At 55.0% G+C, this 13396-nt stretch carries 11 protein-coding genes and 4 tRNA genes; 3 read left to right on the forward strand and 12 right to left on the reverse strand.

The annotated features are described in order from the left end of the window. The first annotated feature begins 13 nt into the window (after positions 1 to 13). The 3 genes from hemX to N6G83_RS40800 all read left to right on the forward strand — a co-directional run bounded on the left by hemX (position 14) and on the right by N6G83_RS40800 (position 2862). Complete coding sequence (gene hemX, locus N6G83_RS40790; RefSeq protein WP_211135624.1) at positions 14 to 1138, forward strand: uroporphyrinogen-III C-methyltransferase; 1125 nt, start codon at positions 14 to 16, stop codon at positions 1136 to 1138. Positions 1139 to 1141: 3 nt separating this feature from the next. After that, the gene (gene hemY, locus N6G83_RS40795; RefSeq protein ID WP_199061528.1) at positions 1142 to 2335 is read left to right on the forward strand and encodes a protoheme IX biogenesis protein HemY; all 1194 of its coding nucleotides are present in this window, start codon (positions 1142 to 1144) and stop codon (positions 2333 to 2335) included. A gap of 281 nt (positions 2336 to 2616) precedes the next feature. Further along, on the forward strand, positions 2617 to 2862 hold the full coding sequence (locus N6G83_RS40800; RefSeq protein WP_211135625.1) for a hypothetical protein: 246 nt from the start codon (positions 2617 to 2619) through the stop codon (positions 2860 to 2862). Positions 2863 to 3785: 923 nt separating this feature from the next. Here N6G83_RS40800 and N6G83_RS40805 read toward each other — a convergent pair. From N6G83_RS40805 to rfbA, 12 genes are all read right to left on the reverse strand, one after another. Beyond that, positions 3786 to 3862 (reverse strand) — tRNA-Pro (locus tag N6G83_RS40805). Between the two features lie 76 nt (positions 3863 to 3938). Next, positions 3939 to 4025 (reverse strand) — tRNA-Leu (locus tag N6G83_RS40810). 47 nt (positions 4026 to 4072) lie between these two features. After that, a tRNA-His gene (locus N6G83_RS40815) sits at positions 4073 to 4148 on the reverse strand. A gap of 70 nt (positions 4149 to 4218) precedes the next feature. After that, positions 4219 to 4295 (reverse strand) — tRNA-Arg (locus N6G83_RS40820). A gap of 135 nt (positions 4296 to 4430) precedes the next feature. Further along, the gene (gene thrP / locus N6G83_RS40825) at positions 4431 to 5834 is read right to left on the reverse strand and encodes a bifunctional threonine/serine APC transporter ThrP (RefSeq protein ID WP_211135626.1); all 1404 of its coding nucleotides are present in this window, start codon (positions 5832 to 5834) and stop codon (positions 4431 to 4433) included. Between the two features lie 346 nt (positions 5835 to 6180). After that, positions 6181 to 6921, reverse strand: a complete 741-nt coding sequence (gene wecG, locus N6G83_RS40830; RefSeq protein WP_211135627.1) for a lipopolysaccharide N-acetylmannosaminouronosyltransferase — start codon at positions 6919 to 6921, stop codon at positions 6181 to 6183. A gap of 8 nt (positions 6922 to 6929) precedes the next feature. Beyond that, positions 6930 to 8297: an ECA oligosaccharide polymerase gene (wzyE, locus tag N6G83_RS40835; RefSeq protein ID WP_024527809.1), complete on the reverse strand. Its 1368-nt coding sequence runs from the start codon at positions 8295 to 8297 to the stop codon at positions 6930 to 6932. Continuing rightward, positions 8294 to 9379 carry a TDP-N-acetylfucosamine:lipid II N-acetylfucosaminyltransferase gene (locus tag N6G83_RS40840; RefSeq protein WP_211135628.1) on the reverse strand — a complete coding sequence of 362 codons (1086 nt, stop codon included), beginning with the start codon at positions 9377 to 9379 and terminating at the stop codon, positions 8294 to 8296. The genes wzyE and N6G83_RS40840 overlap by 4 nt, the downstream gene beginning before the upstream one ends. Continuing rightward, a complete protein-coding gene (gene wzxE, locus N6G83_RS40845; protein ID WP_059199111.1) occupies positions 9376 to 10626 on the reverse strand; it encodes a lipid III flippase WzxE in 1251 nt (416 codons plus the stop codon). Before wzxE ends, N6G83_RS40840 begins: the two co-directional genes overlap by 4 nt. Position 10627: 1 nt before the next feature. Continuing rightward, complete coding sequence (gene rffA, locus N6G83_RS40850; protein ID WP_260524151.1) at positions 10628 to 11758, reverse strand: dTDP-4-amino-4,6-dideoxygalactose transaminase; 1131 nt, start codon at positions 11756 to 11758, stop codon at positions 10628 to 10630. Beyond that, the gene (gene rffC, locus N6G83_RS40855; RefSeq protein WP_065684893.1) at positions 11745 to 12464 is read right to left on the reverse strand and encodes a dTDP-4-amino-4,6-dideoxy-D-galactose acyltransferase; all 720 of its coding nucleotides are present in this window, start codon (positions 12462 to 12464) and stop codon (positions 11745 to 11747) included. Before rffC ends, rffA begins: the two co-directional genes overlap by 14 nt. Continuing rightward, entirely contained in the window at positions 12442 to 13323 is an 882-nt protein-coding gene (gene rfbA / locus N6G83_RS40860) for a glucose-1-phosphate thymidylyltransferase RfbA (RefSeq protein WP_024527805.1), read from the reverse strand. Before rfbA ends, rffC begins: the two co-directional genes overlap by 23 nt. Between the last annotated feature and the right edge of the window lie 73 nt (positions 13324 to 13396).

Here is a 13396-nt window from a genome sequence, read left to right on the forward strand (position 1 = left end):
GGGATGTGCCACTATGACGGAACAAAACACTCCATCCGCCGCGGTTGAAGAATCAAACCCAGCGGTTGAGAGCCCCCAGCAGCCAGCCGCTGACCACCGGAAAGGTAAGAACACCGGCCCGGTTTTGGGTGCGATTGCCATCGTGCTGGTCATCGCTCTGGGTGCTGGCGGCTATTATCACACGCACCAGCAGGCTCAGACATTGATCGCCGCCAACCAGGCCTTGCAGCAACAGTTGGCAGAGCTGAAGCAGAGCCAACAGCAGGAAAAGAGCTCGCTGGAAGGCTTGCTGCAACAGCAGGGTAAAACGCTGGAGGCCACCGATCGCGAGCAAACCTCGCTGGTGCGTCAGCTCAATGAACTGCAAGATAAGGTTGCCACCATTTCCGGCAGCGATGCCAAAACCTGGCTGCTGGCACAGGCGGACTTTCTGGTGAAAATGGCAGGCCGCAAGCTGTGGAGCGATCAGGATGTCACCACCGCGGCTGCGCTGCTGAAAAGCGCCGACGCCAGCCTGGCAGAGATGAACGATCCGAGCCTGATCGATATTCGTCGCGCCATCACCGAAGATGTCGGCACCCTCTCCGCCGTGGCGCAGATAGATTTTGACGGCATCATTCTGAAGGTCAACCAGCTGTCCAATCAGGTCGACGACCTGCGTCTGGCGGATAACAACCGTGACGAACGGCCGATGGATGAAGACGACGGCGAACTGTCCAGTTCGTTGAGCGAATGGCGTCAAAACCTGACCAAGAGCTGGCACAACTTTATGGCGGACTTTATTACCGTCCGCCGTCGCGATAGCAGTGCCGAACCGCTGCTGGCGCCGAATCAGGATGTCTACCTGCGTGAGAATATCCGTTCGCGCCTGCTGGTTGCCGCACAGGCGATCCCTCGCCATCAGAACGAAGTGTATAAACAGTCGCTGGAAACGGTATCGACCTGGGTACGCGCCTACTTCGATACCACCGATCCGGCTACCAAGGCGTTCCTGGAAGAATTGGACAACCTGAGCCAGCAATCGATTTCCATGGATGTACCGGGCCAGCTGAAAAGCCAGCCGATGCTGGAAAAACTGATGCAGACCCGGGTGCGTAATCTGTTGGCCCAGGCCCCTGCCACTCACCAGGAGGGATAAGCCATGTTACGCGTGTTATTCCTGTTTCTGGTGCTGATTGCCAGCCTGGTGCTGGGGCCGATGCTGGCCGGGCACCAAGGCTATGTGCTGATCCAGACCGACAATTACAACGTCGAAACCAGCGTGACCGGTCTGGTGATTATGGCAGTACTGCTATTCCTGGTGCTGTTTGTCATCGAATGGATCCTGCGCCGCGTCTTCCGCACTGGCGCGCGCACCCGTGGCTGGTTCCTTGGCCGCAAACGTAGCCGCGCCCGTAAGCAAACCAAAGAGGCGCTGATCAAACTGGCGGAAGGGGATTACAAGCAGGTAGAGAAACTGCTGACCCGCAATGCCGATCATGCCGAGCAACCGGTGGTGAACTACCTGCTGGCAGCAGAAGCTGCGCAGCAACGTGGCGATGGCTTCCGCACCAACCAGTATCTGGAGCGTGCCGCCGAAGCTGCCGATACCGATCAGTTGCCGGTAGACATTACCCGCGTGCGTATTCAGTTGGCGCAGGGTGAAGCCCATGCAGCACGGCACGGCGTCGATCGCTTGCTGAACCAGGCACCACGTCATCCGGAAGTGCTGCGGCTGGCGGAGCAGGCTTATCTGCGTACCGGAGCGTATGCCTCACTGCTGGAAATTCTGCCTTCGATGAGCAAAATCAACCTGCACAGCGAAGAAGAGCTGCAAGCTTTACAGCAGCAGGCCTATATCGGCCTGATGAATCAGGCCATGGCCGATGAAGGCAGTGAAGGGTTGAAGCGCTGGTGGAAAGATCAAAGCCGTAAAATTCGCCACGAAATCCCGCTACAGGTCGCGATGGTGGAACATCTTATTGAGTGTAATGACCATGAACTGGCACAAAGCATTGTGCTGGATAGTCTGAAGCGCCAATACGATGAGCGGTTGGTGTTGTTGATCCCACGTATCAAGTCTGGCAACCCGGAGCAGTTGGAGAAAGCGTTACGCCAACAGATCAAGCAGCATGGTGCGACGCCGTTGCTTAACAGCACACTGGGTCAGTTACTGATGAAGCACGGTGAATGGCAGCAAGCCAGTGATGCGTTCCATGCAGCACTGCAACAGCGGCCAGATGCGTATGACTACGCCTGGCTGGCAGATGCGTTGGATAAGCTGCACCGCAGCGACGAAGCCACACAGATGCGCCGTGAAGGGCTGATGTTAACGCTCAAGCAAAACGGCGAGTAACTTCCCCGGTTGGCTTGTCAGGGCTCAGCATGCCGTGCTGGGCCCTTTTTTTTGCCTGAAACTTTCCTTGGGGCAAAAAAAACACTTGCCGCGAGACAAGTGTATAAAAGAAGCAATCAGGTCTAGGACAACTGGGTGGTGCCTCACTCAACGTTTTGCCCGGAGTGTGATGAAGCCGTTGCAAGCAACCCTTTCATCGTTCAGGTGGGCAATAGGCACCCTAAAATCGGCTCTGCATCATTCCTGGGTTTATGAGGCCTAAGGCGAACATAAGAAGTGGAATGAGCATCTACGATAGAGATATTGCACTTGGCGTGCCAACTTTTGATTGCCGAGTGCCATTAGGCAAAAATTTAACTCATCATTTTGAATTTAAACGATTTAATATTCTCTCTTTTAACCCCACTGATTTTTCCCGCCTGCTCGCTGCGATTTGCCCCTCTACGGATCCTGTCGCCTTAAAACGACGGGTTAATGAAAAGTCTTTTTTATTGATTAAAATCATCAGGTTAAATGTCTCAAACTGACGACAACAGGCATGCCCATAAAGGACAAAAGGAGACAGGTTGAAATTTCGTAGGGTTTGCCAAGATAAAGCCGCTCGATAAAACGACTCTCGCTAAAATAAAACATCGGTTTAATATTTTTGTGAGATGCATCACAAAATACTTGATCGATTTGGCGGCCGAGTGTAGCCTATTTGTGTGACATGAATCACACTATCAATGACTCTCTGGGGACTGCCACTATGAAACTGATCAACAAAATCATCACCGTTTTCAATAACGTAGACTTCTCATTCGGCACGATTAATCTCTGATTGCCGACGTAACGCCTGCCTGAAATAAAACGACTGTTATCTGGGGCAAGAATGGCATGATGCCGATATGCTCCAGAAGTCGTTGCGCTGTTTATCCTCCATTTTGCACCCTGCCATTTTTCCAGCGCTTATCTCTGCTTCCTTCTGATCATTCCCTTGTAAGGCCGGCTCTAAAGTCGTCTGTTCCCCTCACCCCAACCCTCTCCCAAAGGGCGAGGGGGCTGCCCTGAGCCCTTGATTAGCTCGTGCGACTTCGGAAAGTGATGTAAGAAGGAGAAAGGCAAGGTATTACACAGAGAATCAACGAACTCGATCGTACCGCTTCGGAGAGTAATGTAAGAAGGAGAAAGGCAGGGTATTACGCAGAGAATCAATGAACTCGATCGTACCGCTTCGGAGAGTAATGTAAGAAGGAGAAAGGCAGGGTAATACGCAGAGAAATCAACGAACTCGATCGGTCCCCTCTCCCTGTGGGAGAGGGTTAGGGTGAGGGGCCAGCACGATATCTCAGGTATCGGACGCCCACAATGTCACTCAGTATAAAAAGCAAAAAACCCGCTCATCGCTGAACGGGCTACACAAATTCCAGACGTAAAAAAACCTGCTTAAAAAAGCAGGTTTCTTTGAAATTGGTCGGCGAGAGAGGATTCGAACCTCCGACCCACTGGTCCCAAACCAGTTGCGCTACCAAGCTGCGCTACTCGCCGATTTCTTGTTGCTGATACTACCGAACTTTCCAGCCTATGTCTATGTAAATATTAAATTTATCAGACATTTTGTGTGTGGTGCGAAGAGAGGGACTTGAACCCTCACGTCCGTAAGAACACTAACACCTGAAGCTAGCGCGTCTACCAATTCCGCCACCTTCGCACTGTCACAAAACAGCTTTCAATTCTTTTACTTTACCCTAGGTAAAGTGGGGTGGCTAATGGGGCTCGAACCCACGACAACTGGAATCACAATCCAGGGCTCTACCAACTGAGCTATAGCCACCATAACTACTTTATCTACTGCTTACTTCACGCGGTAATCATACCACCGCAGCTCCTGCGCACAAAATTAATGGCGCGCCCGACAGGATTCGAACCTGAGACCTCTGCCTCCGGAGGGCAGCGCTCTATCCAGCTGAGCTACGGGCGCGTAGCGCCGTTGCGGGTGGGGATACTACGGTTTTATGCCCATCCTGTCTAGTGCTTTTTCTCAGAAATGTTGAGTTGGCTGACCCTTTGCTCACTCTTGCAGCAGAAAGGGCCCGACAAGGCCCTTTTCTTAAGCTTAGCGCTGACTTTCTGTCCGCTTTTCAGGCTGATGATGGACTTTATGCATCCCGAATACAAAGTAGCACAGGCTCACCGCAGCCAGGAAAATCATCCCCACCACCAACGAAATCCGCGTATCCGGATTGATCCCCATGCCAACCAGCACACAAATCAGGAAAGCGATGATCAGGTAGTTCATGTAAGGGAACATAAATGACTTGAAGCTGTGAGTCTTCATCGCTTCTTTATGGGCACGGCGGAAATAGATCTGGCTGATCAGCACCACGAACCACGGCATCATGCCCGGCAGCACGCTGGCGCTATAGACATAGACGAACACCTGTTGAGGATTGGGGATAACGTAGTTCAGCGCAGACCCCACCAGCAGGCAGATAATGGTAATGGCAATACAGTTGACCGGCACACCGCTGGCAGAAAGCCTGGTCAATGCCGCAGGCAGTTGGCGGTTCTTGGCCAGGGCATAGAGCATCCGGCCGCCGCTATACATGCCGCTGTTGCAGCCGGAGAGCGCGGCGGTCAGCACGACAAAGTTGATGATACCGGCTGCGGCAACAATACCAATCTTGGCAAAGGTCAGCACAAACGGACTGCCTGCGGTGCCGATACCGTTCCACGGGAAGATGGTGACAATCACGAAGATGGCACCGACATAGAAAATCAGGATACGCCACAGGATGTTGTTGATCGCACGTTTGAGCGTCACCTGCGGGTTTTTGGCTTCCCCGGCGGTAATGCCGACCAGCTCAACGCCCTGGTAAGAAGCCACCACGATACACAGGGCAAACAGGAAGCCTTTCCAGCCACCGGCAAAGAAACCGCCGTGAGCCGTCAGGTTGGCAAAGCCCGTCGGCTGCCCGCCGTTACCAAAGCCGAAGAAGATCACCCCCAGGCCCACCAGGATCATCACGATAATGGTGGTGACCTTGATCATGGCAAACCAGAACTCCAGCTCACCGTACAGGCGCACCGCCGCCAGGTTGGCTAACGCGACCATAGCAACCGCAATCAACGCAGGCAGCCACTGCGGTATCTCTGGGAACCAGAACTGCACATAGACGCCGATAGCCGTGATTTCCGATATCCCCACGGCAAGCCACATAAACCAGTAGCCCCAGGCGGTGAGATAGCCGAAAAAGGGGTTCATGTATTTGTGCGCATAGACAGCGAAAGAGCCCGCCACCGGCTCCAGGAACAGCATCTCCCCCATCGAACGCATGATGAAGAACACAAACAGGCCGGCGATGATATAGGCCAGCAGCACCGAAGGCCCTGCCCATTTCAACGTACTGGCTGACCCCATAAACAGACCCACGCCGATCGTGCCACCCAGGGCGATCAGCTCTATATGTCGCGCTTCTAACCCGCGATGTAAACCTTGTGGTTTTTCTTTGCTTGCCATACATCCTCAGTCATATTTTTGATGCTGTTTTGCCTGCCGATCGGTGCCGGTCATTATTGTTTTAGACAAGTTGAGTGTAATTCATCCCCCGCCGGGCAAAACGGAACTTAAGGAGTCATCCGCACAATTTAATTGCGGGGAAGTGCCGCTGCAGCCTGGGGAAATTTTCGGGCGCTATGGTTTCGCATTTTGCCGCTATAAGCAAACCGCGAATTAAAACCTTATGGAATAAATGACGAGGGAATGATTGACCGAGGTTATAGCTTTGACCACGTTATGGCCGATAGGGAGATTATTTGAGCAAAACAGACGCTGGAGCAACGGAGAGGCTGCTCCAGCCGAAGGATCACATCTTGCCGGTGTAGTAATAGCCGACGAACTTGAGTAGTCGAAGCTGGCGGCGAATACGGCTCGGCTGGCTGAGCAGGCGGTAGAGCCACTCCAGGCCCAGATTCTGCCACACCTTGGGCGCGCGCTTCACATGGCCGGTAAACACGTCATAGGTGCCGCCAACCCCCATATACAACGCCTGTGGATGCACCTTGCGGCAATCCCGCATCAGGATTTCCTGCTTGGGCGATCCCATTGCCACGGTCACGATAGCCGCGCCGCTTGCTCTAATGCGTGCAAACAAGGCATCCCGCTGTTCCGGCTTGAAGTAGCCATCCTGACTGCCTACCAGATTCACATTCCACTGGCTGCGCAGCTTCTGCTCGGTCTCTGCCAGCACAGAAGGCTTGCCGCCAACCAGAAACACCGGCGTGCCTTCATGCCCGGCGCGCTGCATCATGGCTTCCCACAGATCGGCCCCGGCCACGCGCGACACCTCAGCGCCAGGATACTTGCGGCGGATGGAGCGCACCATGCTGATGCCATCGGCATATTTGTACTCAGCCTCATCCAGCAGGGCATGCAGCGCCGGATCGGTTTCCGCATTGAGGATTTTCTCGGCGTTCATCGCCACCAGGGTGCCTTGCTTGACCCTGCCACCATCGAACAGAAAATCCATACACTGCGCCATGTTGCGAAAGCCCCATAGGCTGAAACCGCGCAGCTCATACTTGGGAACCGAAATGTTTGCTTCCATTGTCACTATTACCTTGGCACAAGAGAGTTGGCCACGGGAGCCAACGCGCGCTTGCGCATAATTCGAGTCTTGATAAGCCCGGCAGCATCAAACAGCCAGTACAGTAATTTTGCCAATACCAGGCAGGCACCAAAAATGATGCAGAAGAACACCACGCGTGAGACAAAGGAATCTACCCCCTCACGCGCCAGCACGATGATATTAAACACCGCGCCAAAACAGAACCCTTGCAAAATCGCCGCCTTAAAGCGGTTCTGCTCGCTTTTTCCCAGTTCATACAGCCAGTCGAACCACTTGATGATCAGGCCCACCACAATAGCGCCCAACGGAATAAACAACACCCCGCCCATCACTACCAGCGAACCAATCAGCGTCGGGGAAATCGCCAGCCCGGAATGGTTGTCCAGCACTTCCCAGGTAAAGTAGTTGGCGGTATTCAGCACCAGATCAGGCCGTCCCGGCCACAACCAGGCAGGGATAAAGACATAGAAATCACGCACGATCGGGGCCAGCCCCTGGAAATCGATCTTGTCGTAATTTTGCAGCAGCAGTCCCAGGTTCTCCCACGGCGAGAAGGTATCACGCGTCAGATACAGGAAAGTGTAGAACGCTTCCGGGCCGCTGACATCCAGGCTATAGCGTTTTAACGCCAGCCAGAACATGCCGACAATGCCAAACACCCCGGCGGCTACCAGCATCCACAGCGAGATCCAGCCGCGCACAATGCCAATAAACAGGAATAGAGCGAACGCGATGATGATGTTGGCACGGGTACCGCCCACGATCACGTAGGTCAGAATGCCAAACGCCACCGTGGCCGCCAGGAAGAAGAACCAGGCGCGCAGATCCTGCTTCAGGAAATAGACCACCAGCATCGCCGGGATGAAGAAGTAGAAGAAGCGCTTGAGCGCCACCCCTGACACATCGCTGGAGAAGATTTGGCTGTAGGAATTGAGCTTGAACAGCAGGAAGCCGTTCTGCATAAAGAAGATGCCCACGGTGCCGATCGCCACCAGCGCCAGCAATATCCAGGTGATATGCGTCTCAACCCGGTTCATGGTGAACACCGGCTTATGCGGCTGACCAGTGCGTTTACGCAACCGCGTCTTGTAGCTGACGTAGTAAATGGCGTAGAAGGCGGTGGCGGAGAGAATGGCGTACAGCAGGAACTCTACCGGCACCACGGCCACGTCAAACTGGAACACCAGTAAGCAGGTCAGCGGGAAGCCAAAGTAAAACGTCAGCAGATAGAGCAAGGAAAAGAAGACGTTAAAGTTGAAGCGGACGCGCCGAAACTCCTGATAGGTCAGGGTGAGCACAAACAGCGCCCCGATCAGATAGACGACAAACAGCCCGCCAAACTGTGCCAGCGTCATGGGTTTTCCCCCGCCGCCAGCGCCAATGCCTGCTGCCAGCCATCCACGTAGTTCGGATTGAAAAAGGCAATGGATCGCTTATCCAGCGTTGCCAGCTGGCGCTGTGATTCGCGCACCACGGCTTCATCCAGAGAATCGCCATAGAACAGCACCGGCAGATGCTGCTCGGCCAGGTCCTGCCAGAACGGGTTCTTGCGGCTCAGGACAAAAGGCACGCCAAACTGGATCAACAGGCACAGCGTACCGATCCCCTGCTGACGGTCGAAAATAAAGTAGCCGAGATCGCATTCACGCAGGATATTGAGATAATCGTCAAACGCCACCTGCTGGGTCAGCAGTTGCAGGTTCTGCTCGGAGAACAGCTTCAGGCCCGCCGCACGCACCTGGGCAATATAGACATCGTTATTGGCCGGATAGCCCATCGGCAAAATCACCCGCACCTTGTCACCAAATTGCTGATGGATAGCCTGTAACGCCTCGATATGGCGGTTGGTGGTATCACCAGAGTTGCCCACCAGGATGGTCATCGGCCCGGCCAGGTTCTTTTCGACCTCGATGCCTGTCAACGCAGGGTCCATCCGCGTCGGGAAATACAGCAGCGAGGCCGGAACGCGCGCGTGCCGCTGCTGGTAGTGGATCAGGTCGCCTCGGGTAGCAAACACGTGGCCCACCCGCCCTTGGGCAATGCGGCGCAGCACGTAGAACAGGCGGTATTTCCAACTGGTGGCGTTTTCATACAGATCGGCCCCCCAGATATGCCAGCTCACCTGGCGCGGCTTGATTTTGCCGCTCAGCAAGGCCAGCCACAGCGCCGCGTTAAACTGGCCATGCAGGAACAGGCGGTTGTCACGGTTGGCCTTGGCACGGGCAATCACTGCCTCTGCCAGGCTCTTTTTGCCGGGGAAAGCCTCGATGGTCAGTTTGGGAAAGTGGCCCAACGCGGCCACGTCTTTGGCTGCCACCATGAAGTGACACACTTGTTCTGCGGGCAAGCGTTCGGCCAGCACGTCATTAAAGAAGCGCAACACCGTCTGATTATGATGCGGGATATCAGATCCCAGTACGTGGATTAGTATGGTCATACTCGTCTACGATAAAGAATAAATACGCAGCTACAGAGCGCAAAATACACGATGTAGGTTGCCATATAGGCCTGTGCTGCCCCTAATGCGCCGTGCAGTGGGATCAGCCAGTGCGAGAACAGCGTCAGCAAGGCAAACTGGCTGACCTCTGTCAGAATATAAAAACGTAGCGACGCCTTGGCGATCACCAGGTAACCAAAGACGTAGGCCCCGACTTTCAGCACGTCCCCCACCAGTTGCCAGGCAAACAGATCGCGCATGGCAACGAATTTCTCTGAGAACAGCAGCCAGATGGCGAAGTCACGCAGCAGCCAGACGGTAAAGCTGGCAGCGGCGACCGCAGGCAGCACAAACTTCAGCGAGCGCACGATCTCCCGCGAAATAGCGCTTTTCTCTTGCAGGCGCGACAACGTTGGCAGCAGGTAAACGGTGAAAGAAGCGGTAATAAACTGCAGGTAGGCATCGGAGATACTGCTCACCCCTTGCCAGATCCCCACTTCGTCCCAGCCGTAATGCTCTGCCAGCAGGTTACGCATCATTACATAGGCGACCGGCAAGGTCACGGAGGTGATGAGCGCCATCAGGGTAAACTTACCGAGATGGCTGGCCAGCGCCTTATCCCAGGCCAGCGCCAGATAGCGCAGCGGCAGCGCCTTGCGCCGCCACAGCATGAAACCGGCAGGCAACACCACCAGGGCAGGAACCAGAGCCAAACCGGCCAGTGCGCCTTCATAACCGCCCAGCTTAAAGCATAGCGTAAAGGCTACCACGCCAATCAGGCTACCGGCGATCACCGCCAGCGCGTTACCCATGGCATCGCGATAACCTTTGAGGATCGCCAGGAACAGGTTGGCGTAGGCAATCCCCATCTGGATAAACGCCACCGCCCGCACCACGTTCACATAGTCGCCATGGCCAAACAGCCCACGGCTGATCGGCTCGGCAGCAAACAGGAACACCAGCGCCAGCAGGGTTGAGAAACCCAGCACAATGCTGGATGCGGTACCCACCGCCATCCGCAACCGCTGCGGATCCTGATGGTATTCCGCCACATACTTGGTGATACCGTTAAAAATCCCGGCACCCGACAGCACGCCCAGCACGGTGATCAACTGGCGGAAGTTACCCGCCTGCCCAACACCGCTGGGGCCGAAGGCCACCGCCAACATTTTTACCACCAGCAACCCCACGCCGATCTTGATCAGCGTGGAGCCAGCGGTCCAAATCGATGCTTTTGCCAGCGACATATCAGGCGAGGAAGCTCAGGATGGTATTGATCACCGTACGTTGATTGACGTCTGACATGTTAAAGAACAGCGGCAGACGCACCAGGCGCTCGCTCTCTTTGGTGGTGAAGCGGTCCTCGCCGGAGAAACGGCCAAACTTCTCACCCGCCGGGCAGGCGTGCAGTGGGATGTAATGGAATACCGACATGATTTCGGCTTCTTTCAGGTAGTCGATAAACGCGGTGCGATCCTGCACGTCTTTCAGCTTGATGTAGAACATATGGGCGTTATACACGCAGTTGGCCGGAATGACCGGCAAGGCGATACGCCCCGCAGCCGCCAACGGTTTCAAGGCATCGTAATAGTTCTGCCACAGCTTCAGGCGGCGCTGGTTGATTGTCTCGGCGGCTTCCAGCTGCGCCCACAGATAAGCGGCTTGCAGATCTGACATCAGATAGCTGGAACCAATATCGCGCCAGGTATATTTGTCCACCTGACCACGGAAGAACTGGCTGCGGTTGGTGCCTTTTTCACGGATCACTTCGGCACGATCGATCAGGGCCGGATCGTTAATCAGCGTCGCGCCACCTTCACCGCCAGCGGTGTAGTTTTTAGTCTCATGGAAGCTGAAGCAGCCGATATGACCGATGGTCCCCAAGGCTTTGCCTTTATAGGTCGACATCACGCCCTGCGCAGCATCTTCTACCACCATCAGGTTGTACTTCTTCGCCAACGCCATGATGGTGTCCATTTCGCAGGCCACGCCAGCGTAATGCACCGGCACGATGGCACGGGTTTTATCGGTGATCGCCGCTTCAATCTTGGTTTCATCGATGTTCATAGTGTCTGGACGCAGATCGACAAACACCATCACCGCCCCGCGCAGCACAAAGGCGTTAGCGGTGGATACGAAGGTGTAGCTCGGCATGATCACTTCATCACCCGGCTGGATATCCAGCAGGATGGCGGCCATTTCCAGTGACGCGGTGCAAGACGGCGTCAGCAGCACTTTCGGGCAGCCGAAATGCTGTTCCATCCACTGCTGGCAGCGACGGGTAAAACCACCGTCACCACAGAGTTTGCCGCTGCTCATCGCGGCCTGCATATAATCGAGTTCCGTGCCAACAACCGGTGGAGCGTTAAATGGGATCATGTAAACCTCTATAGAACCAATACGCGGTGCTTTCTAGGGTGGCACCGTGCCGTTGATAGAGCCGTAACGCGGCAATATTACTTATCTGAGTCGCGATCCGCAGGCGCTGCAGCCGTTGCTGCTGGCACCAGGCGATCGCGGCAGTCATCAGCCGAGAACCGGTCCCTTTACCTTGTACACCTGGGAATGCCGCCAGCAGGCCGATACGCGCCTCTTGCTGGCCGATATCACGCAGGCTGACAAACCCTTCTGGCTCCCCATCGCTGCCCAGCACAAGCAGGCACTGATGGTCAAACGTCCCCAGCACCGCTTTTTCAATCCAGGTGGCGTAAAAACGCCCGCTGTCCTGCGGCTGATACCAAGGCGCGCGAAAACGGCTGGCGGCAAAAACCTTGGCCGCCACCGAACGCAACAGTGGAATATCTTCAGGCTGGGCGATGCGGATAGCCGGTAAATTCAATGCACAATCTGTGCCAATTGCCAGGGCAAAGTCCACTTCGCCCTCTACCAGCCGAAACCCTACGCCAGCCAAACCATCGGCCAAGTCCAGGCGCTGAGCCGGGATCTTGGCCTGAACCAGTGCAAACGCATCCAGTTCAGTTGCCGTCAGCGCGGGAGCCGCATCGTCAAAATGCAGTTTGGCGCTAGAGAGTTGGAAATACTCGCTTTCCCAACCCAAAGGCTCAATATTGGCGTGGACGGACATGCAGTAAATCCAGTAAGTATTTGCCATAGCCGGTTTTGGCTAACGCCTGCGCCGAGCGTCTTACGCCATCATCATCCAGCCAGCCGTTACGCCAGGCGATCTCTTCCAGACAGGCAATCTTGAACCCTTGGCGCTTCTCTACCGTCTGCACAAAGGTACTGGCTTCGATCAGGCTGTCGTGGGTGCCGGTATCGAGCCAGGCAAAACCACGCCCCAGCAGCTCGACGCTCAATTCGCCGCGTTCCAGATACATCTGGTTGATGCTGGTGATCTCCAGCTCGCCACGTTCGGAAGGCTTCACCTGCTTGGCGAAATCCACCACCTGGTTGTCATAGAAATAAAGGCCGGTGACCGCCCAATTGGACTTTGGCTTCAGCGGCTTTTCTTCAATCGACAGCGCGCGGAAGTTATCGTCAAACTCCACTACGCCAAAGCGCTCTGGGTCCATGACCTGGTAACCAAATACCGTAGCGCCTTTCAGCCCCTGGACCACGCTCTTCAGTTTCGGGCTGAAGCCCTGGCCGAAGTAGATATTGTCGCCCAGCACCAGGCAGCACGGCTCACCGCCGATAAACTCTTCACCAATCAGGAAAGCCTGCGCCAGCCCATCCGGGCTCGGTTGTTCGGCGTAGCTGAGGTTGATGCCAAACTCTTCACCGTTGCCCAGCAAACGGCGAAACGAGGGCAGATCTTCTGGCGTAGAGATAATCAGAATATCGCGGATCCCGGCCAGCATCAGCACCGAGAGCGGATAGTAAATCATCGGTTTATCGTAAATAGGCAGCAACTGCTTGGAGACGCCGCGGGTGATCGGGTGTAAACGCGTCCCCGAACCGCCGGCTAGAATAATACCTTTCATCGTCACTCCTGACTCACCTTCGTTACGCGAAAGTTCTTTTTGCCATACGTTAAGTAAACATACCCAATAGATT

The organism is Serratia sp. PL7 (genome assembly GCF_945957435.1).